Annotated in this window: 26 protein-coding genes; 11 read left to right on the top strand and 15 right to left on the bottom strand. The window is 33.9% G+C overall.

Annotated features, from left to right (window positions below):
* Positions 1 to 139: 139 nt before the first annotated feature.
* The 4 genes from BW936_RS18145 to BW936_RS18155 all read left to right on the top strand — a co-directional run bounded on the left by BW936_RS18145 (position 140) and on the right by BW936_RS18155 (position 4,937).
* On the top strand, positions 140 to 2,770 hold the full coding sequence (locus BW936_RS18145; protein ID WP_076551052.1) for a valine--tRNA ligase: 2,631 nt from the start codon (positions 140 to 142) through the stop codon (positions 2,768 to 2,770).
* 129 nt (positions 2,771 to 2,899) lie between these two features.
* Positions 2,900 to 3,784 carry a dienelactone hydrolase family protein gene (locus BW936_RS18150; protein ID WP_076551054.1) on the top strand — a complete coding sequence of 295 codons (885 nt, stop codon included), beginning with the start codon at positions 2,900 to 2,902 and terminating at the stop codon, positions 3,782 to 3,784.
* Positions 3,785 to 3,913: 129 nt separating this feature from the next.
* Complete coding sequence (locus tag BW936_RS19545; RefSeq protein ID WP_143744221.1) at positions 3,914 to 4,081, top strand: lmo0937 family membrane protein; 168 nt, start codon at positions 3,914 to 3,916, stop codon at positions 4,079 to 4,081.
* Positions 4,082 to 4,172: 91 nt separating this feature from the next.
* Positions 4,173 to 4,937 (top strand): creatininase family protein, encoded by a 765-nt coding sequence (locus BW936_RS18155; protein WP_208611142.1) that lies wholly within the window; start codon positions 4,173 to 4,175, stop codon positions 4,935 to 4,937.
* A gap of 99 nt (positions 4,938 to 5,036) precedes the next feature.
* Here the strand turns inward: BW936_RS18155 and BW936_RS18160 are convergent, their stop codons facing one another.
* From BW936_RS18160 to rsfS, 6 genes are read right to left on the bottom strand one after another with little or no spacing between them, the layout of a single operon-like run.
* Entirely contained in the window at positions 5,037 to 5,294 is a 258-nt protein-coding gene (locus BW936_RS18160; protein WP_076551056.1) for an acyl-CoA-binding protein, read from the bottom strand.
* Complete coding sequence (locus BW936_RS18165) at positions 5,269 to 5,952, bottom strand: phosphatidylserine decarboxylase family protein (protein ID WP_076551057.1); 684 nt, start codon at positions 5,950 to 5,952, stop codon at positions 5,269 to 5,271. Before BW936_RS18165 ends, BW936_RS18160 begins: the two co-directional genes overlap by 26 nt.
* On the bottom strand, positions 5,942 to 6,745 hold the full coding sequence (locus BW936_RS18170) for a phosphatidate cytidylyltransferase (RefSeq protein ID WP_076551058.1): 804 nt from the start codon (positions 6,743 to 6,745) through the stop codon (positions 5,942 to 5,944). The genes BW936_RS18165 and BW936_RS18170 overlap by 11 nt, the downstream gene beginning before the upstream one ends.
* 1 nt (position 6,746) lies before the next feature.
* Positions 6,747 to 7,358, bottom strand: a complete 612-nt coding sequence (locus tag BW936_RS18175; RefSeq protein WP_076551059.1) for an LUD domain-containing protein — start codon at positions 7,356 to 7,358, stop codon at positions 6,747 to 6,749.
* A gap of 41 nt (positions 7,359 to 7,399) precedes the next feature.
* On the bottom strand, positions 7,400 to 9,406 hold the full coding sequence (ftsH, locus tag BW936_RS18180) for an ATP-dependent zinc metalloprotease FtsH (RefSeq protein WP_076551060.1): 2,007 nt from the start codon (positions 9,404 to 9,406) through the stop codon (positions 7,400 to 7,402).
* A 12-nt stretch (positions 9,407 to 9,418) separates the two neighbouring features.
* Positions 9,419 to 9,793 carry a ribosome silencing factor gene (rsfS, locus tag BW936_RS18185; RefSeq protein ID WP_076551061.1) on the bottom strand — a complete coding sequence of 125 codons (375 nt, stop codon included), beginning with the start codon at positions 9,791 to 9,793 and terminating at the stop codon, positions 9,419 to 9,421.
* Between the two features lie 93 nt (positions 9,794 to 9,886).
* Between rsfS and BW936_RS18190 the strand changes: the two genes are divergently transcribed.
* Complete coding sequence (locus tag BW936_RS18190; RefSeq protein ID WP_076551062.1) at positions 9,887 to 10,618, top strand: biotin--[acetyl-CoA-carboxylase] ligase; 732 nt, start codon at positions 9,887 to 9,889, stop codon at positions 10,616 to 10,618.
* On the opposite strand, the gene BW936_RS18195 is transcribed toward BW936_RS18190, so the two are convergent.
* Together BW936_RS18195 and pyrE are read right to left on the bottom strand one after the other, a co-directional pair.
* Positions 10,615 to 11,007, bottom strand: a complete 393-nt coding sequence (locus BW936_RS18195) for an orotate phosphoribosyltransferase (RefSeq protein WP_076551064.1) — start codon at positions 11,005 to 11,007, stop codon at positions 10,615 to 10,617. The two genes, BW936_RS18190 and BW936_RS18195, sit on opposite strands and share 4 nt — an antisense overlap.
* Before the next feature lie 2 nt (positions 11,008 to 11,009).
* A complete protein-coding gene (gene pyrE, locus BW936_RS18200; protein WP_076551066.1) occupies positions 11,010 to 11,654 on the bottom strand; it encodes an orotate phosphoribosyltransferase in 645 nt (214 codons plus the stop codon).
* A 7-nt stretch (positions 11,655 to 11,661) separates the two neighbouring features.
* Here pyrE and BW936_RS18205 point away from each other — a divergent pair, with 7 nt between their 5' ends.
* Positions 11,662 to 12,252 (top strand): NUDIX hydrolase, encoded by a 591-nt coding sequence (locus tag BW936_RS18205; RefSeq protein WP_076551193.1) that lies wholly within the window; start codon positions 11,662 to 11,664, stop codon positions 12,250 to 12,252.
* Positions 12,253 to 12,255: 3 nt separating this feature from the next.
* Here the strand turns inward: BW936_RS18205 and BW936_RS18210 are convergent, their stop codons facing one another.
* The 6 genes from BW936_RS18210 to BW936_RS18235 form a co-directional block, all read right to left on the bottom strand.
* Positions 12,256 to 13,998 carry a M14 family metallopeptidase gene (locus BW936_RS18210; protein WP_076551069.1) on the bottom strand — a complete coding sequence of 581 codons (1,743 nt, stop codon included), beginning with the start codon at positions 13,996 to 13,998 and terminating at the stop codon, positions 12,256 to 12,258.
* 67 nt (positions 13,999 to 14,065) lie between these two features.
* Entirely contained in the window at positions 14,066 to 14,470 is a 405-nt protein-coding gene (locus BW936_RS18215) for a response regulator (protein ID WP_076551071.1), read from the bottom strand.
* On the bottom strand, positions 14,457 to 16,310 hold the full coding sequence (locus BW936_RS18220) for a PAS domain-containing sensor histidine kinase (RefSeq protein WP_076551073.1): 1,854 nt from the start codon (positions 16,308 to 16,310) through the stop codon (positions 14,457 to 14,459). Before BW936_RS18220 ends, BW936_RS18215 begins: the two co-directional genes overlap by 14 nt.
* Before the next feature lie 114 nt (positions 16,311 to 16,424).
* The gene (locus BW936_RS18225) at positions 16,425 to 18,269 is read right to left on the bottom strand and encodes a PAS domain S-box protein (RefSeq protein WP_076551075.1); all 1,845 of its coding nucleotides are present in this window, start codon (positions 18,267 to 18,269) and stop codon (positions 16,425 to 16,427) included.
* Positions 18,270 to 18,392: 123 nt separating this feature from the next.
* The gene (coaD, locus tag BW936_RS18230; RefSeq protein WP_076551077.1) at positions 18,393 to 18,845 is read right to left on the bottom strand and encodes a pantetheine-phosphate adenylyltransferase; all 453 of its coding nucleotides are present in this window, start codon (positions 18,843 to 18,845) and stop codon (positions 18,393 to 18,395) included.
* A gap of 31 nt (positions 18,846 to 18,876) precedes the next feature.
* Positions 18,877 to 19,851 carry a D-alanine--D-alanine ligase gene (locus BW936_RS18235; protein WP_076551079.1) on the bottom strand — a complete coding sequence of 325 codons (975 nt, stop codon included), beginning with the start codon at positions 19,849 to 19,851 and terminating at the stop codon, positions 18,877 to 18,879.
* A 174-nt stretch (positions 19,852 to 20,025) separates the two neighbouring features.
* Here BW936_RS18235 and BW936_RS18240 point away from each other — a divergent pair, with 174 nt between their 5' ends.
* The 4 genes from BW936_RS18240 to BW936_RS18255 all read left to right on the top strand — a co-directional run bounded on the left by BW936_RS18240 (position 20,026) and on the right by BW936_RS18255 (position 22,913).
* Positions 20,026 to 20,616: a PASTA domain-containing protein gene (locus tag BW936_RS18240; protein ID WP_076551082.1), complete on the top strand. Its 591-nt coding sequence runs from the start codon at positions 20,026 to 20,028 to the stop codon at positions 20,614 to 20,616.
* Positions 20,617 to 21,648: an RluA family pseudouridine synthase gene (locus BW936_RS18245; protein WP_076551084.1), complete on the top strand. Its 1,032-nt coding sequence runs from the start codon at positions 20,617 to 20,619 to the stop codon at positions 21,646 to 21,648.
* Positions 21,649 to 21,738: 90 nt separating this feature from the next.
* Positions 21,739 to 22,500: a peroxide stress protein YaaA gene (gene yaaA / locus BW936_RS18250; protein ID WP_076551086.1), complete on the top strand. Its 762-nt coding sequence runs from the start codon at positions 21,739 to 21,741 to the stop codon at positions 22,498 to 22,500.
* 47 nt (positions 22,501 to 22,547) lie between these two features.
* The gene (locus BW936_RS18255; protein WP_076551088.1) at positions 22,548 to 22,913 is read left to right on the top strand and encodes a hypothetical protein; all 366 of its coding nucleotides are present in this window, start codon (positions 22,548 to 22,550) and stop codon (positions 22,911 to 22,913) included.
* A 2-nt stretch (positions 22,914 to 22,915) separates the two neighbouring features.
* Here BW936_RS18255 and BW936_RS18260 read toward each other — a convergent pair whose 3' ends face one another.
* Complete coding sequence (locus BW936_RS18260) at positions 22,916 to 23,044, bottom strand: 30S ribosomal protein THX (RefSeq protein WP_076551090.1); 129 nt, start codon at positions 23,042 to 23,044, stop codon at positions 22,916 to 22,918.
* An 83-nt stretch (positions 23,045 to 23,127) separates the two neighbouring features.
* On the opposite strand from BW936_RS18260, the gene BW936_RS18265 reads away from it, so the two are divergent.
* A complete protein-coding gene (locus tag BW936_RS18265) occupies positions 23,128 to 23,796 on the top strand; it encodes a uracil-DNA glycosylase family protein (protein WP_076551093.1) in 669 nt (222 codons plus the stop codon).
* Positions 23,797 to 23,880 lie beyond the last annotated feature (84 nt).

Genomic DNA, 23,880 nt, shown 5'->3' on the forward strand with positions numbered 1-23,880 from the left:
TTTGTTATACTCTAACGTTACTTATTTTTGTTTCGTATTTAATTACAGGTAAAATTCAGCTGAAATGACCGTTAGATTGTCAATTCGGCTTTATTTTTAATAACCCAATAATATTTTTATTCAAAAACTGTTCCAAAAAATGGAAATTCCTTCAAAATATAATCCGCAATCCACAGAATCTCAATGGTATGATTACTGGATGAAAAACGGCTACTTTCATTCTGTACCAGATGAGAGAGAGCCATATAGTATTGTAATACCACCGCCAAACGTCACCGGTATATTACATATGGGTCACATGCTGAACAATACCATACAAGATGTATTGATCAGGCGTGCACGTCTTTTAGGTAAAAATGCATGTTGGGTACCAGGCACAGACCATGCTTCTATTGCTACGGAAGCAAAAGTTGTTGCAAAATTAAAAGAGAAAGGCATCAATAAAAACGATCTTACCAGAGATGAGTTTTTAAAACATGCGTGGGACTGGACAAATGAGTATGGCGGGATTATTCTTGAACAGTTGAAGAAACTGGGCTGTTCTTGCGATTGGGACCGTACTGCATTCACAATGGATCAAGAGCGCTATGATAGTGTAATCAAGGTATTTATTGATCTTTACAACAAAGGTTTAATATACCGGGGGTATAGAATGGTGAATTGGGATCCTGAAGCTCAGACAACTTTGTCAGATGAAGAAGTTATCTATGAAGAAAAACAAGGCTTGTTGTATTATTTGCAATACGCTATTGAAGGTTCAGATGAAAAAGTAACCATTGCTACTACAAGACCAGAGACGATATTAGGGGATACTGCTATATGTATTAATCCAAATGACGAGCGCTTTACGCATTTAAAAGGGAAAAAGGTTATTGTACCAATTTGCAATAGGGTAATACCAATAATTGAAGATGAATATGTAGATGTGGAATTTGGTACCGGGTGTTTGAAAGTTACACCAGCTCATGATATCAATGATAAAGCATTAGGAGAAAAACATAACCTAGAAACTATCGATATTTTTAATGATAATGCAACCTTAAATAGTTTCGGATTGCATTATGAGGGTAAAGATCGTTTTGTGGTAAGAAAAGAGATTTCTAAAGAACTGGAAGAACTTGGGGTTTTGGTAAAAACGGAGACTCACATTAATAAAGTAGGTACTTCAGAAAGAACCAAGGCTGTTATTGAGCCAAAACTATCTGACCAATGGTTCCTGAAAATGGAAGATTTGGCAAAACCTGCTTTAGAGGCGGTAATGGAAAGTGGAGATGTAAAGTTACATCCAAAGAAATTTGAAAACACCTACCGTCATTGGATGGAGAATGTTCGCGATTGGAATATTTCACGACAATTATGGTGGGGACAACAAATACCAGCTTTTTATTTTGGTGATGGACAAGAAGATTTTGTTGTAGCGGCTAATTTGGAAGATGCATTAAAACTGGCAAAAGAAAAATCTGGAAAATCAGATTTGCAAGAAAGTGACTTAAGACAAGATGCGGATGTTTTAGATACTTGGTTTTCATCGTGGTTATGGCCAATGAGTGTATTTGGTGGTATTATGGAGCCTGATAATGAAGAGATAAATTATTACTACCCAACAAATGATTTAGTAACAGGTCCAGATATTTTATTTTTCTGGGTAGCTAGAATGATTGTTGCCGGGTATGAGTTTAGAGGAGAAAAGCCTTTTGAAAATGTTTACTTCACCGGATTGGTTAGGGATAAGCAACGTAGAAAAATGTCGAAGTCACTGGGTAACTCACCTGATGCCTTGAAACTGATAGAGGATTATGGCGCTGACGGGGTACGAGTTGGTTTGTTATTAAGTTCGGCAGCAGGTAACGATCTAATGTTCGATGAAGATCTTTGCCAGCAAGGAAAAAACTTTGCCAATAAAATCTGGAACGGCTTTAGATTGGTAAAAGGTTGGGAAATTGCAGATATTCCACAACCAGAAGCATCAAAGCTTGGTTTGGAGTGGTATGAGTCTAAGTTGAATAAGACCTTGTTGGAGATTGAAGATCATTTTAGCAAGTTCCGTATTTCAGATGCTTTAATGTCCATATACAAATTGGTTTGGGACGATTATAGTTCTTCTTTATTAGAGATTATAAAACCTGCCTACCAGCAACCTATTGATAGAACTACTTTTGATAAGGTAATCCAGTTGTTTGAGCAGAACCTGAAATTATTGCATCCATTTATGCCATTTTTGACAGAAGAAGTTTGGCAACATATTGCAACGAGAGACGAAAGTGAGGCATTGGTCATAGCAAAATGGCCTACTGTAGGTAATATTGATGAAGAATTAATAGCGCAGTTCGATTTTGCTGCTGAGGTAATTGCAGGGGTAAGAACCATTAGAAAAAATAAGAACATTCCGATGAAAGAATCGTTGGAATTATCGGTTCTAAATTCTGAAGCGGCAAGTAGCCGTTGGGATGTTGTTATATCTAAACTGACTAATATCTCAGAAGTCAGCTATGTAACAGAGCAATTAGAAGGGGCTTTGACCTTCCGCGTAAAAAGTAACGAATACTTTGTGCCAATGGAAGGTGCCATTGATATAGAAGCAGAAATCGTTAAGATCAACGAAGAGCTAAAATATACCAAAGGCTTTTTGATGTCAGTTCAGAAAAAACTTTCTAATGAGCGCTTTGTAAACAATGCACCTGAAAAGGTAATTGCTATAGAGCGCCAAAAGTTGGCAGATGCCGAAGCTAAAATTGAAACTTTAGAAAAAAGTTTGGCGAGTTTAGGATAATACTTTAATCGCTTAGATAAATGAAGCCTTATTCCTATTTAGTTGGGAATGAGGCTTTTTATATTGTTAAAAGCATTTAGGCGACCATGTTGTTTTCGTATTTTTAAATAGAATATAATAGCCAAGAACATGAAACCATTGAAAAAAGAAGATATCAAACAAGAGGTATTTGACCTCTATGATGCATATGCGCATAATAAATTAGAACGCCGAGACTTTGTACAGAAGCTTTCTTTGTATGCCGTAGGCGGTCTTACAGTGCCATCACTAATGAGTTTTTTAATGCCAGATTATGAGAATACTTATTTGGTTGATAAGAACAATCCCGATTTAGATTCAAGTTTTATTACTTATAATTCAGCCAAAGGGGGAGGTAAAATAAAAGCATTGCTATCTAAACCAAAATCTGCAGAAGAAAAATTACCGGGTATAGTGGTGGTACATGAAAATAGGGGGTTGAATCCATATATAGAGGATACAGCGAGAAGAGCAGCTTTGGCTGGGTTTATAACCATTGCTCCAGATGCATTGAGTCCGTTAGGTGGGTATCCTGGTAATGATGATGAAGGTCGTGCAATGCAGAAAACGCGAGATAGAAACGAAATGTTAGAAGATTTTATAGCAGCATTTGAATATTTAAAGAATCATGAGGACTGTAATGGCAAAATTGGAGTAGTAGGTTTTTGTTTCGGTGGATGGATTTCTAATATGATGGCTGTAAAAGTACCTGATTTGAAAGCTGCAGTACCTTTTTATGGAGGTCAGCCAACAGAAGGTTTAGAAAATATAAATGCACCTTTAATGTTACAATATGCAGGTTTGGACGAACGTGTAAATGCAGGATGGGCAGCCTATGAAAAGGCGCTAAATGAATTAGATAAAGAGAATGTAGCTTATTTCTATCCAGAAGTACATCATGGTTTTCACAATACGTCTACACCTAGGTATGATGAGCCGGCAGCAGAACTGGCTTGGTCAAGAACTATTACATTTTTCAGAGAAAAATTAAAATAAATAAGGCTTGTAGTTATGTGTATGTTTAGTAGAGTTCTGATTTTGAGCTAGTAATCAATTGATTTGAGTTAAGGGGACAAGGGTAATCCCTTTAATTTTACGGTATAAACAATCTAAAAAACACACATTATGAGAAGTCTATTATGGTTAGTAGCAGTTATTTGTATAGTTATATGGTTATTGGGAATGTTAGGAATTGTTCCTGGTCTTGCAACCGGTAGCTTAGTTCATATTTTATTGGTGATAGCAGTTATTGTAATTCTTTATAACATCATTTCAGGTAAAAAGGTACTGTAAAGCACATATTTACAGGCCATTTTTTAAAATAAAAATACGAACCCTTGTAAATAACAAGGGTTTTTTATGCTTTAATGTTATCTTTAATTCTATGATAAGACCGTATATATTAGCAGAAACCAATTGGAACCATCTAAAAGATGAACAAATTGATTTAGCCATATTGCCTTGGGGTGCTACAGAGGCACATAACTATCATTTGCCATATGGCACAGATAACTATCAAGCACAAAGTATGGTAGAGTCCGCTGCTGGTATTTCATGGGAGAGAGGTAAAAAAGTCATTGTTTTACCAACCATACCTTACGGTGTAAATACTGGACAAAGTGATATCTATTTAGATATGAATCTAAACCCGTCTACGCAGTTGGCTATTTTAAAAGATTTGGTGACGGTACTTAATAGGCAAGGTATTTATAAATTACTATTGTTTAATGGCCATGGAGGCAATAATTTTAAGCCTATAGTAAGAGAATTGGGCTTGCTTTTTCCTGATATGTTTATTAGTTTTTGCTTTTTTCCTCCTATGTTGGATAAGTCTAAATATTTTAAAGAAGAAGGTGATCATGCCGATGAGATGGAAACGAGTCTTATGCTTTATCTAAGACCAGATTTGGTATTGTCAAAAGACAAATGGGGTAGTGGTAGAGCTAAAAAATTTAAAATAAATGCGTATAACGAAGGTTGGGCTTGGGCAGAACGTCGCTGGTCTAAGGTAAGCAGTGATACCGGTATAGGAAATCCTGAATTTGCCTCTTCGGAAAAAGGAGAACGCTTTTTCAATGATGTTTGTGAGAAGTTAGATGAACTTTTTTGTTCTTTATGTAATGCTGATCTAGAAGATCTGTATGGCTAATATAGAATTACATAGTTAGATTTTTAAGAAACTACGCCTAGTGGTGGTCTTTATAAAAAAATTAAACAGTCTTTGTTAATATGGAGCAATTAATAGTTGTTATTTTAACTCTTTGTTTGCTAGTTTAATGTAAGAACGCATTGCCTCCTTCTTAGACATGTTTTTAGCCTGAAACAATGCATTAGCTTTAAAAGCATTAATGAGAGGGGTTTTGCTGCCTGGGTTGTCAAAGTTTGCATTGGCTATTTTGTAATAGGCATACAATTTTAAAAGTATATCTGCCGGGATAGGTTCAGTAAAATTATTGACTAAAGTAACGGTCTCCTCAAATTCAATACGTAATTTCTTCATGCTCATTTGGATCAACAAAAGTAGCTATACAAGTCTCCGCTCCTTTTACCTTTTGGTTTAACTGTACATTAATTTGGCAATCTAAAGGTAAAAATAAATCTACTCTAGACCCAAATTTTATAAATCCGGCATCATCACCTTGTTGTACGCTTTCTCCTTTTTCGGCATAATTTACAATACGCCTAGCCAGCGCACCTGCTATTTGACGGTATAATATTTCGCCAAATTTTGGTGTCTTTATGACTACTGTTGTTCGCTCGTTTTCTTCACTTGATTTTGGGTGCCAAGCAACTAAGAATTTACCAGGGTGATACTTAGAGAATGTAATGGTACCACTGGCAGGGTATCTGGTAACATGAACATTTACAGGAGACATGAAAATAGAAACTTGTCTTCTTTTTTCTTTAAAAAATTCTTTTTCAAATACTTCCTCGATCACTACAACTTTACCATCTACTGGGGCTAGGATTTCATTAAAATCCTTAGCGGCCAATCTTTTCGGATTTCTAAAAAATTGAAGAATGATTATCAAAAGTATTAAGCCCAATAGTTGAATGGTCAATTTCAACCATGCCAATTCAATAAAGAAATGAGCTAGGAGTACACTGATCCCTACTAAACAAAAAGAAAACAATATTATTTTTTGTCCCTCTTTATGAAACATAACTAAAAATATTTAAAGTTAAATATGCAAATGGTGCCGCAAAGACCAAACTATCCAAACGATCTAGCATGCCACCATGTCCTGGTAAAATAGCGCCACTATCCTTAACGCCTGCCGTTCTTTTTAATTTAGATTCAATTAAATCGCCTAAACTACCTGCAATGACAATAACGGTTGCAAGTATCATCCATTGTATTGGACTTATTAGCGCCTCAAAAGTAGCCATTAAATAAGCTGCTGCCAGTGCAAATATAAAGCCTCCTATAGTACCTTCAATAGTTTTTTTTGGAGAAACTGAAGGAAAAAGTTTAGTGCTACCGATACTTTTTCCTACTAGGTATGCAAATGAGTCGTTTACCCAAATTAAAATAAAAATACCCATGATCAATAATTTGGCAAAGGCATCATTTTTATAAGGTATCATGGTTAGAAAAATGCATCCTCCGCCTATATAGAACAGTCCAACTATAAATTTCATTGGAGTGTTGAATTTAATCGGTTTTTTTGTAAAAAGGTTGATGAGAAGGTAACTATCAATTACAATAGTAATGACCATTAAAATATTGATAATTTCTTGGTCTTTTACTAAATAAATGAAAGCCCACCATAACGCCAAATAAGCTGCAAATATATGATAGCCTTTTAAATGGACTAATTTTTTATACTCGTATAAACAAGCTAACCCAAAGGTCATGAATAAAAAATCGAAAGCATCAGAGCTCAAAAAGACTGCAGACAACAATAATATAATGTAGACAGCCCCTGTTAATGACCTTCTTAAAATTTCTTTCATACTATAAATCTTCCAGTAGTAAAAGATAAAGATTTTTAGTGCTACTACCATACGTTAGAAAATCATCGGAGTTTTCTGCTGTAGCTTTAAAGTGTTTTAAGGTAGTTATATTGGCTGGTATTTTTTGACCATATTTTTTCTTAATGGTCTTTAGCCCTTCTCCTATAGATTCTACCAATTGGCTAGTAGTGGCAAAAACTACTACATTACTAGGAAGTTCATTTACCTTTTTCTCCAATAGTTGATTGGAGCATACTAGAATACTTCCGTTTTGGGCAATAAGATGTTCACATGTGGTAAAAAAAACTTCACTTTCACGAGAGTTTCCCGTGAAAGTGATCGGTTCTTTAGAAAATTTTTGGGATAGCCTTTCATTAAGGATAAAGAAAGGCTCGCTTTCCCAATTATTTTCTACCACAATATTTTGAATGGCTCTTGAAACTTCAACCTCAGTATCGCAATAAATAAATTTACCTCCATTTTGTTTAAAATGAATCGTAAATTTTTCATCAACAGGAATATTTAAATCTGGCATATGATCGCCGCGCGTTTCCGCAGTCTCCTTCGAAACCTTTTTCTTGCCACCACCAAATAAAATATCTAAAAATCCCATTTATGTTGTTGAAATAATTACAGTTCTAAAGTACTGTAATTTTATTTATTCTCTGTAATTTCTTGTTCGTCCGAAGATTTGTTATTCTCTTCCTCTTCTTTAAGTTTTCTTTCGTTCTCTAAGGCCAGAATATCTTTTTCAAAATTTCGCTTACCAAATATTTTTTCTAAATCTTCCTTAAAGATAACTTCTTTCTCTAACAATCTTTCTGCTAAAGTTGTAAGTTTATCCTTATTGTCAGTTAAAACCTTGATAGCGCGTTGATACTGCTCTTCAATTATTTTAGAAATTTCTGCATCGATCTTCCGAGCCGTGTCTTCACTGTAAGGTTTTGAGAAACCGTAAGAATCTTGACCAGATGAATCGTAATAGGTGATATTTCCTATTTCATCGTTAAGTCCGTAAATGGTAACCATTGCCCTAGCTTGTTTGGTTACTTTTTCTAGATCACTTAATGCGCCAGTAGAAATTTTATTAAAAATAACTTTTTCTGCAGCTCTACCTCCCATAGTTGCACACATTTCGTCCAACATTTGTTCTGGTCTAACAATTAAGCGTTCTTCTGGTAAATACCATGCAGCACCCAAAGATTGCCCTCTAGGTACAATAGTAACCTTTACCAATGGAGCAGCATGTTCTAACATCCAACTAGTGGTGGCATGACCTGCTTCATGGTAAGCAATAGTTTCTTTTTCACCAGGGGTTATTATTTTGTTTTTCTTTTCAAGACCGCCCACAATTCTATCAACGGCATCTAGGAAATCTTGTTTGGTCACCGCTTTTTTCTCGTTACGTGCTGCAATTAATGCTGCTTCGTTACAAACGTTTGCAATGTCTGCACCAGAGAAACCTGGTGTTTGTCTTGCCAAGAAATCTAAATCTAAAGTTTCTGCAGTTTTAATAGGTCTAAGGTGAACTTCAAAAATTTCTTTACGTTCACGAATATCCGGTAGGTCCACATAAATTTGTCTGTCAAATCTACCTGCACGCATTAACGCTTTGTCCAAGACATCTGCACGGTTGGTAGCTGCAAGTACAATAACATTTGTATTTGTGCCAAAACCATCCATTTCAGTCAATAACTGGTTTAAAGTGTTTTCACGTTCATCGTTAGAACCTGTAAAATTGTTTTTACCTCTTGCTCTACCAATAGCATCAATCTCATCAATAAATATAATGGCAGGAGATTTGTCTTTAGCTTGCTTGAACAAGTCGCGAACCCTAGATGCACCAACACCTACGAACATTTCTACGAAGTCTGAACCAGATAACGAGAAGAAAGGCACCTTGGCCTCACCTGCAACGGCTTTAGCTAATAGGGTCTTACCTGTTCCTGGAGGTCCTACAAGTAAAGCTCCTTTTGGTATCTTACCACCTAATGAAGTATACTTGTCCGGGTTTCTTAAAAACTCAACAATTTCTTCAACTTCTTCTTTTGCACCTTCTAAACCGGCAACATCTTTAAAAGAAGTTCTGGTGTCCGTTTTTTCGTCAAATAATTTTGCTTTAGATTTTCCAATGTTAAAGATTTGGCCTCCTGCGCCACCGCCGCCACCGCCAGACATTCTACGCATTAAGTAAATCCAAATACCTATGATCAATACAAATGGTAGTAGCGATAACAAGAAATCTAAAATGGCCGTAGATTCTTTGCCAAATTCAATAATAGTATCTAAATTATTTTCTTTTTTGATTTCAGTTATTTCGTTTTGAAATATTTGAAGGTCACCATAATCTAAAGTATACTGCGGTACGGTACCAGATGATGGAAGAAAAGATTTTTCGTTCACATCTTTATGCACCTCTTTTGCAATAGCTTCACCAGTTAAAAAAACTTTAGCCTGGTTGGTGTTGGTTATGATCAATATCTTTTTTACATCACCATTTCGTAAATACTGTTGTAATTCTGAAGTAGTCGTCTTTTGTGTACTAGCGAGGTCATCACTATTGAATAACTGAAATCCAATTAGTAATACTGCTATTAATCCATAAATCCACCAAGAACTAAATTTTGGTTTTTTCGGATTTGTTTTGCTTTCTTTTGCCATTTTATTTTTTTATTAGTTTACGCTACTTTCTATAGTTGTGAATTTTGCATCTCCCCATAAACCTTCTATATCATAAAACTCTCGTACTTGCTTTTGGAATACGTGAACAACTACATTTACGTAGTCCATGAGCACCCATTCGGCATTGTCTTCGCCTTCTACGTGCCAAGGTTTATCTTGTATTGCTTTACTTACTGTTTTCTGGATAGATCCTACAATAGCATTTACATGCGTATTTGAAGTACCGTTACATATTATGAAGTAGTCACATACGGTATTTTCAATTTCTCTTAAATCTAATAGGTTGATGTTTTGACCTTTTACTTCGTCAATTCCCTGAATTATTAATGCAATTAACTCATCTTTGCTAGTTTTACTTTCCTGCATTCAAAAATTTTAGTTTTTACAAAGTTATTATTTTTTTGTTCTTTTAGGTCTAGTTTTTAACATTACATTATAGATTCACAATAAGAACAGTAAATGCAAATAATCAAACTTGATGCCACGCAATCTACGAACACCTATTTAAAAGACTTGTCATTAAACAGAGAGTTGGGAGATTTTACGGTAGTAACTACTAAAAATCAAACTTTAGGTAGAGGGCAATTGAATGCTAAATGGGAGTCTGAGCCAGGTAAGAATCTAGCGTTCAGTGTTTTGAAAAAAAATATTGAACTGCCAATACAACGTGTCTTTTTGGTAAGTGTTTGTGTATCGTTGGCTATAATAGAGAGTTTAAAAGATTTTGAAATACCAGATTTGAGGATTAAATGGCCAAACGACATTCTGTCAGGTAATCGTAAAATAGGAGGAATTCTAATAGAAAATGTAATTTCTGGATCTAAAATAAAACAAAGTATAATAGGATTTGGATTAAATGTTAATCAAAAATCATTTAAAAATGCACCTCATGCGTCGTCATTAGAAAATATAACGGGTGTAGATTACAATCTAGATGAAGTTTTTTATTCTGTTATTGAACACTTACATCAAAATTTAATCAGGCCATTTCAATCAATGGAAGAGGAATTATTTAAACAATACCATACTCATTTATTTAAAATAGGCCAAATGAGTTCTTTTAGAGACCAAAATGATAAACTGTTCCAAGGAACAATACAAGAAGTGTCTATTGACGGTTATCTTCTAGTAAAACATGAAAACGGCGATTTGCATGAATATGGGTTAAAAGAAATACAGTTATTGTATTAAACTTTGGCCAAATTTGTTGAGAGTGTATTTATGAAGTTGGTAATAGGTTTTTTAATCATCATAGCCATCATAGCATTGAATTCACCTTTAAAACTTAAAACAACCTCACTTTTATCAGTATCTACTTCAATAATATCTGCAGTTAAAGTAAATGGCAATTTTTCACTGGCCGCACCTAAAACAATTTGTTTGAAAGGTGTTTGTTCTTTTTTTTCCAAAACAATTTCTGGCATTCCTTTTAACGCAAAAAGAAATCTATTCTCATTTAAAACTTCAAATTTTTCAATGTTTTCAGGCATTAACAATCTAAAATTAGGCAAGTCATTTAAGAAATTGAAAGTGTCTTCTGTATTCTTAGATATCTGAATCTTTGGTGTTTCTATAAACATAATTATTTATTTGTCCATTTAGAAGGGTCTTTCCTCCATTCCATTAATGTAATTAACTGCTCTTCTTTTACATAGCCTGTATCAGACGCTTGTTCAATAAGGTATTCGTAACTACTTAGCGTGTGTAGTTCTGTATTTTTTTCTTTAAAGTTATTGGCGGCAGTTTCAAAACCGTAGGTAAAAATGGCTAACATACCTTTTACGTTTGCGTCAATAGCTCTTAAGGCGTCTACAGCATTTAAACTACTTTTGCCTGTACTTATTAAATCTTCTATTACAACAACGGTTTGGTGTGCCTCTAAATGCCCCTCTATTTGATTTTGACGACCATGAGATTTAGGTTCTGGTCTAACATAAACGAATGGTAAATTTAGTTTATCGGCAACTAAAGCACCTATTCCTATTGCACCTGTAGCTACACCAACAATGCAATCTGGTTTGCCATAAAGTTGTTCTACCTGCTTAGCCATTTCATCGCGAATGTAGTTTCTGATGATAGGATAGGATAGTAAAACTCTATTATCGCAATAAATTGGAGATTTCCACCCCGATGCCCATGTGAAAGGATTTTCGGGTTTCAATTTTATTGCATTAATTTGCAGCAGTAGCTCTGCCGTTTTTTTTGCAGTATTTTTGTCTAAAACCATAACGCAAATGTATAAAGTTTTTGTTAATGAATTGCCTTTGACTTTAACAAATAAACTCTCTGACACTACAAATGGAGAGTATTTTTCATTAAATCAAGCATCTATAGATGAGGCAATAAGTGCATTGAGGAAGGGGAAGTTGAAAGAAGCGTTTATTTATCATCCTAATCACGATGAAATTTTAAAAAAGTTTACTCAAAAAATTCCGCTAGTAATTGCCGGTGGCGGTGTGGTTAAAAATAAAGAGGGAAAAGTGCTTTTTATCTACAGAAACGATAAGTGGGATTTGCCTAAGGGTAAATTGGATAAAGGCGAATCAATTGAAGAATGTGCCATAAGGGAAGTTGAAGAAGAAACTGGTGTTAGAGGGCTTGTTATTGATAATTATATACGTACCACCTATCATGTTTTTAAGCGTAATGGTGTCAATAAACTAAAACAGGTGTATTGGTATGCCATGAGTACCGATTTTGAGGGTAAATTAAAACCTGAAAAAAAAGAAGGAATATTTAAAGTGCGATGGAAAGGACCTGCTAAAATTCAGAAGGCGCTTGAAAATTCATACGTGAACATTAAAATATTATTCGGGGAAGATTAAAAGCTATTTTTTAATTCTATATACCGGATATTGTAAATGAGCTTTTTCATAAAGATCACTTTGCTTAAAAAGCCAGTCTAATTGCTTGTACCAGTTTTCCTTGAAATCTAAATCAAGCATTTTTTTATTTTCAAATTTGGCATTAAGAATAGAGTCGTTTTTGAGCATATTTAACGCAGTATCCTCAAAGACATAAGGAGAGAAGCCTTCTTTTTGCTGTAGAACGGTGTCAAAGAAATTCCAGTTAAAAAATGAATCTACTGCAGCTGGTTCTAAGGTTTCCAAAAGATATCTTATCCCGGGTTGGTGGGTAGGTATAATGATGTCGCCTGCATGAAATTCTTTGATTTCATTTGTTGTACTCACGGTAGTGTTGTAGTGTGGGTAATGACCCTCATAAGGTGATTTATACGTTTGGTATTCACGTATTTTATAAGCCTCTACAGATATCATAGAATCTTTTTGAAGGGTGGTGTATGTGATTTTGTTTAAATGAAGTTTTTTAATAATATTTTGCCATTGACTACCTAATACATACGCTTTTGGGATTTTAATAGAGTCAGAAGCAGTGAAATGATTTTTATACGCTACTTCGGTTTCTATTGGCACGTTTCGGTTGTATTTCAATCTTTTTAAGCCGGTAACTTCACTATTTATAGTATCTGCCTGGTAGCCTTTAAAAGTGTACATAGAAACTTTTGTAGTGTCAACTGCCCAAGCAATAGGGTAATATTCTTTTGACTTATTTTTTGAGAATGCCGCACCTCTTAGAGATCTTATTTTGCTACCGTCTTTTTCAGTTATAGCAATCATTTTTTTCATAAGTTCATAAGTGCCCGTTACGCGCATGTGGTATGGTTTTAGCATATGTGTTTCCACCATCATGCCTACCGTATTAAACAGTGTAGTATAGCCTGTAGAGTATCTAGGATGGTCCATAAATTGTTGAAAACCTTGTTCTGGCGGACTATTGAATACGTTTACATACGGCGTAATATCCCATTTAGATTTGGATAAAGAATCATGCAATTGGGGCATTAACGAGCTATGGATATATTCGCCTAAGTCACCGCCCATCTTATTGTGCTGTGTAAATAGATGGGTGAGCGTGTATTGGTAATCTGCACCATTACTTACATGGTTATCTATGAATACATCAGGATTTATAAGATGGAAAATTTCTGTAAAAGTTTCGGCATTTTTTGTGTCACTCTTAATAAAATCCCTATTTAAATCGTAATTTTTAGCATTACCTCTAAACCCGTACTCCAAAGGTCCGTTTTGGTTAGCGCGTGTAGTGCTGTTTCTATTTAGGGCACCACCAACGTTGTAGATTGGAATGGTGGCTATTATGGTTTTTTTAGGAGTTTCAATTTCATTACTTGCCAGGTCACGAAATAATAGCATGGTGGCGTCAATGCCATCACTTTCACCAGGGTGAATACCATTGTTAATTAACATTATGGTATTGCTTTTACTTAGTTTTTTGAAGTCAAAATCACCTTTGTTACTATAAGTGACTACGTGCAGAGGTTTGCCGCTATCGGTAGTGCCAATAGTTTGTATGTTTATGGAGGAAAACTCTTTTGACAGCTTTAAGTAAAAATCTATAACCTGATCATAGGTAGCTGTTTCAGTATTATTAGAAGTTTCATACGGTGTAGGGAAATCTTTTTCAATATTATCAACCGTGCTCTCGCAAGAAACTAGCAAAATGACGAAAATAAATAGTAGCTTAATTTTCATGTACAAACCATTGAAATGGTACCAAATACCATTAATTGAATGTAAAAATAATAATTACTTAGTTGGCTTATGCTACTTGGGTAATTTCTGTTATTTTATTCCTATCTATTGGCTTTTGGTTGAAGGTGATCAAATGATGGCTTTTGCTTTTGTAATATTCCCATTGTTTTTTATCAAAAGGATCAATAGAAGAGGTTACTATATTAATTCTTATTTTATCCTTTATAGGAATTTTAATAAAAGCATCTAAAAATTCCCAGCCATCCATTATGGGCATATTGATATCTAGAAAGATGATTTGCGGTATTCGTTGGTCGTTATTGAAAATATGGATCATAGCGTCTAAAGCAATTTTGCCATTGCCATAAGATTCTACAGATTTACATTCAATACTTGAAGATATTAATTTACGTAAGCCAAACACTGTAATAGCGTCGTCATCAATAATAGTGATATCACTAATTTTTTTCATTAAAGAAAATTTTAAATTTTGTTCCTTTTCCAACTTTACTTTTTACTTCTATTTTCCCGTTCATGGCGTCAATTTGGTTTTTGGTCAAATACAACCCTATTCCTCTAGCATCTTTGTGGTCGTGAAAAGTTTTGTACATGCCAAAGATTTTTTCACCGTATTTTTCTAGGTCAATACCTAAGCCGTTGTCAGTTATAGTTAAAACGGAGTAATTACCTTTCTTTTCTGCATTCAGGATAATTAATGGGTTTCTGTCTGGAGATTTATATTTAACGGCATTAGTTAAAAAGTTGGTCAATATACTATCTAAATATGCCGGTACTGATTTTACTTTAAAATTAACCGGAATATTATTTTCTATTGTAGCACTGTTATTTGAAATAAATGAGGCTAGATTTTCACAAGTGTCTAGAATTTTACTGTTTAAATCAATCTCTTTCATTTCAATATTAGTGTTTGTATTTATTGAAACTACGTCATTTAAATTATCTAAAGTTTCAAGCAAATTATTTGAAGCCCTAGTAAGCATTTCTACAATCTTAGTCTTTTCTTTTTCATCTTTTTCATTTTCTAAAAAGTTTAGGAGCATTGAAAAGTTTGCGGAATGAGAGCGTAAGTTGTGTGAAACAATATGTGCAAAATTCAGTAGTTTTTTATTTTGTACCGAAGCAATATTTATAATATTTCTTAACTCTTTTTCTTTTTCTTTTAATTGAGAGATATCTAAACTTATACCAACAATACCATAGGCAACACCTTTATTGTTAAGCAAGGGAATTTTAGAACTTAAAAATGATGTTTGCTTACCACTTAGAGTGGTATTGATTGTTTCTTTGCCAAGTATGGGTCTTAGGGTATTCATTACCTTTAAGTCTTCTTCTCTAGATTTTTTAGCCCCTTCGTATGGGTACAATTCAAAATCACTTTTGCCTATGATGTCATTTGGGTCGTCAACACCTAAATATTCGCATTCGGCCTTATTGATCAACACTTTTCTAGATTCGGTATCTTTTATATAGACATTAACAGGTAAATTATCAATCAGTGTTCTCAGTAACTTTTCATTGTCAATAGTTTTGATATCAGCTTCAACTTGCTCATGAATATCTTGAAATGTACCGATTAATCCAACCATTTCACCTTTGTTATAAATTGGTTTTCCACCGGCCATCACCCATTTTTCTTTACCTGTAGCCGTGATTATCTGTAGCTTTAGGTTATTCCATGATTTACCTTTGTCCTGAGCTTCAAAAATAGCCATTGATATAGCATTTCTGCTGTGCCCCTCTTTATAGTAGAAAAGGGCAGTTTCAATATTAGGTTTAAAATCTGGTGAAACATCATGAATGGACTTTGTTGTAGCACACCAAAATAATTTGTTGTCAGCTATGTTGTATTCCCACCTTCCAATTTTAGTAATTTCGGCTTGTTGTTGTAAGAGCAGGTCTTTTTTGTTAAGTTCTAATTCATTTTTGACCGCTTCGGTGATATTGCTTAATTGAATTATTGCCCCTATAATATTCTCCTCGTTGTCATACCAAGGTGCATTGGTCCACTCGAACCAAAGCTCTTTGTCATTAACGTCGAAAGCTTGGTGAATGCCCATGGGTTGTGGGTTACCATTAAAGCAATTATTTAAAACCATTTTCCATTTATGGCTTAAATTAGGGAAAACATCGAATAAACTTTTAGAGTTACTAGACTCATTTTTCTTATTAAAAATACTCGTCCATTTGTCAGAGGTCTGAACAATGTTGTAATTAGTGTCAATAAATGCCGTTGGTGAGGGCAATTGTCTAATTAGGTACGAAGTATTTGATATCAGGGGAACTTTTATCATACCGGTGAAATTTCTTACGAATGTAGTGGGATTGCTATATTCTGTTATATTATTGTTGTGAATGTTATCATTTACGTTGTATAACAACCAATAATCTACATGTAGGATTGTTCATTATTTTTTGTTGAAATAAAACTTAAAAGTAGCCCCCTGGTTTGGCATACTTTCAACGGTAATTTTACCATTCATTGCTTCCATTTGGTTTTTGGTAATATATAGGCCAATTCCTCTGGATTCTTTGTTTCTGTGAAAGGTTTTATAGAGACCAAAAACTTGATCACCATATTTTTCTAAGTCTATTCCCAAGCCATTATCTTCCACGCTTAAAACAGTATAGTTTTTTTCTTCTTCTATACTAAGTATAATAATTGGCTTTTTATCTTCACTCCTGTATTTTATTGAATTTGTTATGCAATTGGTTAAAATGCTGTTAAGATATGCCGGCAAAGCTTTTACAGTGGTTGTTTCTGGTATTTCATTAATAATTTTACCATTAGTTTCTTTTAGTAGGCCAGCCACATTTTGTTCAACGACAAACAGGCTTTCGTTTAAAGAAAGAGATTTTTTTTCTTCATTGATACTAGATTTTACGGCAACGATTTCTCTTAATCCTTTAATGGTTTCAGACAAGTTGTCTGAAGCACTAAATAACATGTTCATGTATTTGCTACGTTGAATTTTGCCGGTTTCATCATTTAAAAAATTAAGCAATAATGAAAAGTTGGTAGCATGTGTTTTAAGGTTGTGAGATACCATATGGGCAAAGTTAAGAAGCTGTTCATTTTTCTCTCTTGCAGATGCAATGGTATTTTTTAGATTTCTCTCTAGTTTTATTTGTGAAGTTATATTTTCAAAAGTGCATAAAATATTTTTACTTCCAGAAAGCCCTTCTATTAAGGTGCCGGTCATTTTAATGTTTATGTTATGCCTTTTTTGATTGGTATATACAAACTTTACAGATTTGAAAGAACCATTTTCTTTAAGTTGATTTTTAAGTTCAACACTCTTATTTTTAATATGTGCGTTAATGAAAGTTCTAAAGTTAAGTCCTAAGAAATGTTCTTTATCATAAGCGGTGAGTTTTGTGAACTCATCATTTACGTCTAATATATTACCCGTTGCAAAATTTATAATAGCAAGACCAAACGGTACTTTTTCAAATAAAGGATATTTATTAGGTTGTGTTACGGGCTTAACTGTTGGTTGTGCTATAGTATCCGTGATATTTTGTAATGTACCAATTACCCGAGTACATTTGCCATTACTATATTTAGGTCTTCCAATAGAATTTACCCAAATGATAGTTCCGTTTGCTTGTTGTAATTGTAATTTTTCGTTCCAAGGTTTACCAGATTCAATTGCTTCGTTAACGGAACGTTTAATAGTTTTTCTACAGTTGCCTTCTAAATAAAAATTAAAAGCTTTTTCTAAGGTTGGTTTGTAATCTGCAGCTACGCCAAATATTTTATGTACTACTGGGGACCAATTTAAAGTTTCATTTTTAATATTATAATCCCAACTTCCTATTTTGGCAATAGAACTCTTTTCGTTTAAAATATATTTTGTTTTATTTAGTTCAATTTCAAGTTCTTGTGTTTTTGTAATTGGCTCAACTTTTATAATGACACCTATGATGTTACCATAGCCATCTTTCCAAGGATTAAAATGCCAGATAGAATCTTTTGAAGAATAATGGCAGTCTTTGGCATTGTATTTAAACTTAATGTCTCTAAGTCCGTCTAAGCTATATTTTAGCCTAGCTTTTAATTCTTGAGATAATTGAGGAAACAAATCGATAAAGTAATTTCCTTTTATAGTATTTAGATCTAACTGAAAATTGGTCAGCCAAATAGGGGAGGCACTGATCAATTTAAAATCTGTATCGATAATGACGATAGATGATGGAATTTGATTGATCCAATCTAAAGAAAAAGATGAACTATTTTTGGACTTCAGCATAATCAGAAAGAATTTTCCTACGAATTTATAGGATTATTACAGTTTATGATTACAATTTGTTGTGTTTTTAGGTATAAATGTGGTTGAAAAGGCGTTTTTTGTTGTCTGGCCGATAAAATACGTCTATTTTCTTACAGAACTTGGTACTAATTCTGTATAATCGCCACCGTTACGAATAACGTCCCTTACAATAGATGAGCTAATGTATGATTTGCCCGATGAAGTCAATAAAAACACCGTTTCTATCTCAGATAATTTTCTGTTTGTATGGGCAATTGCTTTCTCAAATTCAAAATCGGCAGGGTTTCGGAGTCCTCTTAAAATAAAATTGGCATTCTCTTTCTTACAAAAATCTACTGTTAATCCCTGGTATGACTTTACCGAAATTGTGGGTGCATCTTTAAATGCTTCTTTTATAAATTGTATGCGTTGTTCTAAGCTGAACATGTATTTTTTATCCGCATTTTTTCCAATGGCAATAATAATTTCGTCGAATAAAGTTATACCTCGAATAATGATATCATAATGTCCTAAAGTTAAAGGATCAAAAGAACCGGGAAAAATTGCGCGTTTCATAGTTGAAATTTTGTTTTTAAATATAGGTATTTTAAGATAATGTCTCTACTATGGCGTACTCAAATAACATCCCTAGCTCTATACCAAATTCTTTAGCTTGTTGTGGTAAAATGCTTTCTGTTGTTAAACCTGGGGTAGTATTCATTTCTAGTAAGAAGGGTTCGTTGCCTATAAATATAAATTCACTTCTAGAAAAACCGGTCATTTTAAGAACATCATATATTCTTTTTGCTGCATTAGTTACTTTTTCTAATTGCTCAGGGTTAATTCTAGCAGGGGTGATTTCTTGTGATCTACCTTCGTATTTTGCTTGGTAGTCAAAGAAATCATTTTCAGAAACTATTTCTGTGATGGGGAGTACGGTTGTTTCTCCATTCAATTTTAATACGCCTACAGAAACTTCTGTACCATTAAGAAAGCTTTCAATAATGATTTCATCATCTTCTTTATACGCTATTTCTATCGCGTTTTTTAACGCTTCTTCTTTATAAACTTTAGTTATGCCAAAACTACTGCCAGACTTATTTGCTTTTACAAAGCAAGGTAATTTAACTTTATCTATAATTTCCGTTTCGTTTATTTCGTCGCCTAGGTTTAAGTAATAAGAGGGAGCTGCTTTAATACCGTAAGGTCTTAGAACACTCAACAGATCACGTTTGTTAAAAGTAAGTGCAGCTTGGTAGAACCCGCAAGAAGTGTGCTTAATTCCTAATAATTCAAAATAAGCTTGCATGAGACCGTCTTCTCCGGGTGATCCATGTATGGCATTAAAAACACAATCAAAAAATATTGATGTACCATTTAAAGGTATGGAGAAATCATTACGGTCTACGGGTGTTTCATTGTTCTGTTCATCAACATATACCCATTTGTCTTTAAAAATGTGTATTCTATAAAGATTGAATTTATCTTTGTTCAGGTAATCATACACCACATTACCACTTTTAAGGGATATTTTATATTCGCTAGAATAACCGCCCATTATAATTGCAATATTTTTTTTCATGTGTATGGTCTATTAAGATTGTTAAAGCAAAGATGAAGCATTGAAATAAAATATAAAAGGAAATATATGGCATTCATCAAATAAGAAGTATTTTTTATGATACCAATAACTATAAACCTATGCTGCAAAATGGTATGAGGGCATTTACTATATTTGTTGGGTCAAATAATATGTATGAGGAATTTTTTCAATTTTTTAAAAAGCAAAACCTTTTTTATTCAACTAGGTCTTGCATTATTGGTATTAGTTATTTTAATTTTTACCGTATTAAGTTATCTAAACAGTACTACCAATCATGGTGAGTTTGTAGAAGTACCAGACTTTTCAAAAAAATCTGTGATGGAAATGAGAAAATCAATTGAAGAAGTGGGTTTGCGATATGAAGTGTTAGATTCTGCAAACTACAATCCAGATTATCCAAGATTCTCTATTATAGAGCAAAACCCTTCTGCGGGATCAAAAGTGAAAGAGAATAGAAAGATTTATTTTACGGTAAACCCTTCAGGTTATAAAAAAGTAAGCGTCCCTAAGATAATTCAGGTGACCAAACGTAATGCTTCTTCAATGTTGAAAGCTGTAGGTTTAGATGTACAACGCGTTACCTATGTAGATGAATTGGGTAAGGATATGGTTTACCGTATAAAGTATAAAGGAAAAGATATTAAGCCAGGAGATAAGCTACCCAAAACCTCAAAGATAGAATTGGTTTGTGGTAATGGTAGTATTACCGAAAGAGCAATAATTAAAGCGGAATCTGAAGATTAGATGGGGGAGAATATAGAACGGCCAGAAAATGAAGATGGAGAACTTTTTGAGCATCATAAAGTTATAGCCTCTAAAGGTCAAGTTCCTTTAAGGGTAGATAAATTTTTAATGAATTTCATTGAAAATGCTACACGTAATAAAATACAGCAATCAGCTAAAGATGGTCACGTTTGGGTCAATGATCAAATCGTAAAATCCAATTACAAGGTAAAAGCGGGTGATGAGGTCAAAGTATTGTTTGAGCATCCGCCACATGAATTTTTGTTAGTACCGGAAGACATCCCTTTAGACATTGTTTATGAAGACAACGTTTTAATGGTAGTGAATAAACCTGCGGGGATGGTAGTACATCCGGGGCATGGAAATTATTCAGGTACATTGATTAATGCACTAATTTTTCATACAGATAATTTACCCTCAAATAGTAATGAAAGACCAGGCTTGGTACACCGTATAGATAAAGATACTTCTGGTTTGTTGGTAGTAGCAAAGACCGAAGCTGCTATGACCCATTTAGCAAAACAATTTTTTGATAAAACCTCTGAGCGTGAGTATGTGGCTTTGGTTTGGGGTAATATTGAAGAAGATGAAGGTACGGTAATAGGTAATGTAGGTAGAAATCCTAAAAATCGCCTGCAGATGCATGTTTTTCCAGAAGGCGAAGAAGGCAAAGAAGCAGTAACCCATTTTAAGGTGTTAGAGAGATTAGGTTACGTAACCTTGGTGTCTTGTAAATTAGAAACAGGTAGAACGCATCAAATTCGTGTGCATATGAAATATATTGGGCACACATTGTTTAATGATGAACGTTATGGTGGTGAAAAGATATTAAAGGGGACGACCTTTACAAAGTACAAGCAGTTTGTAGAGAATACGTTTAAATTATTACCAAGACAAGCGTTACATGCCAAGACCTTGGGCTTTGTTCATCCCGTCACGGGAGAGCATATGAGCTTTGATTCTGAAGTGCCTGAAGATATGACCAATGCCATTGAAAAATGGAGAGGGTACAGTAAGAATAGTACAGAATAAGTTTCATCAATACCACTATTTAAACTCTTTTTTATCTTTTGTAGGTCTTCCTATTTATCCTGTTTATTTTTGGAGTATTAAAATTGCATTATGAAAATTGTTATTTCTCCGGCCAAGTCATTGAATTACGAAAGTGAATTGCCAACAACAACATATACGTCTCCAGAATTTATAGAAGATGCAGAAAAGTTGAATAAGGTCTTAAAGAAAAAGAAACCAACTGCACTTTCTGAGCTAATGTCTATTTCAAATAAATTGGCGCAATTAAACTGGCAGCGTAATCAAGATTTTACGGTACCGTTTACACCAGATAATGCTAGACCTGCGGTATATGCTTTTAGCGGAGATGTATATCAGGGCTTGGATGCATATACTTTATCTGAAGAAAAAATTGAAAAGCTACAACGAACGCTTAGAATTTTATCTGGGCAGTATGGTATATTAAAACCATTAGATTTAATGCAACCTTATCGGCTAGAAATGGGTACTTCGTTAAAGGTGGAAAGAAAGAAAAACTTGTATGAGTATTGGGGAGAAAGGCTTACCGATCATTTAAACAATGAGATGGTAGATGGCGAGCTTTTGGTAAATCTAGCTAGTAATGAATACTACAGTGCGCTAAAACCAAAAAAGATTAAGGCAGAAATAATTACTCCCGTATTTAAAGACTGGAAGAATGATAAATTAAAGATTATTAGTTTCTTCGCTAAAAAAGCTAGAGGAGCAATGGCAAGATATATAATAGATACTGATGCGAAAACTCTTGAAGACATTAAAGGGTTTAATTTAGACGATTATCAGTTTAGTCAAGAACATACTTTAAAAGAAAATAATCCCGTCTTTATTAGATAAAATATAATCTACTCTTTTTCGTTCTTAAGTATATATAAAATACGTCTATGAGAAAGATTGTTTTGCTTGCTGTTATTTGTGTTGTTATATTGTTTTCTTGTACAGATAGGGATGATGAAGTTAATCTAGTTAATATTCGCATTCAAAATAGCACGTCTCTTTTTTTTAGTGAAGTACGTATAGTAGAAAATGATACTGTTTATGAGCATGTTGAAGCAGGTGAATTTTCAGAATATAGGGAGTTTGAAAGGGCATATGCATATACAAAATTATCCATTCTTACAGATTCTACGAGTTTAAATTATGTACCTGTAGAGATGTCAACCGATACGTTGCCAATAGGTTTTTATACGTATGAAATTTCGTTAGATGAGGAGAATAAGGTTGACATGACCTTTAGAATAGACAATTAAGTCTACTTCTTTTTATTGATCTTAATTTTTTCCTCTACAGTAGGCCTTTTTTTTATTTTACGTGGTCTTCTGGCCCCGTAAGAATTATTAGATATTTTACCTTTTTTAGATTTCTTATCTCCCTTTCCCATAACTCTTTTTATTTGCTTTCTATTAAAGTTAGTAATTTAGAAATGATTTGTCTGTAAAATAGGCTCATGAGAATAAAACACTAATGCAAAAGAAATTTCAACATATACATCCATATGAACCTTTTATAAACGAATTTACTGAAAAATTGATAGTAGGTACATTACCGCCGCCGCGTTTTACCACGGGGAATTTAAAAGAAGGCGATGTCAATTTTTGTTATGGAAGTCGTGATGGACAACTGTGGACTATTTTAGATAGGATTTTTCTTTTAAATTTAAAGTTTGAAACTACAGAAGAGGCCGTAAATCAACGCAAAATATTTTTAAAAGAAAGGAAGATAGGAGTTTGTGATATTGTGGCTTCCGCAGAAAGAGAAAAGATAGATGCTTCTGATATTGGAATGCAGCATATTCAATTACGAAATGTATTAGGGTATCTAGAAAGATATCCTAATGTAAATACCTTATTATTTACAGGAGGCAACAGTAAAAATGGTCCAGAGTATTTTTTTAGAAAACATTTAAAGGAGCACAATGTAGTGTTGCATGTAATTTCTAATGATGTACCACGAATACATGAATTTATACATCCTGTCACAAAAGCATCAATTAAAACGGTTTCTCTGATCGCTCCTTCTGGTGCTGCAAATAGGGCGGTGGGTAGTCTTGAAAGTTATAAGCGATTGAAACGGGAAAACCCTAGGTTTAATACAATAGATTTTAGGGTACTTCAGTATAAAAAATATTTTTGACCAAATTTTGGTTTTAAAGTTATTTTAAACTAAAAAGAGCCCTGCCATTAAAACAAGACTCCTTTACGAGAACACTATATGAAA

Source organism: Maribacter ulvicola, from assembly GCF_900155985.1.
GTDB classification, from domain to species: Bacteria; Bacteroidota; Bacteroidia; order Flavobacteriales; family Flavobacteriaceae; genus Maribacter; species Maribacter ulvicola.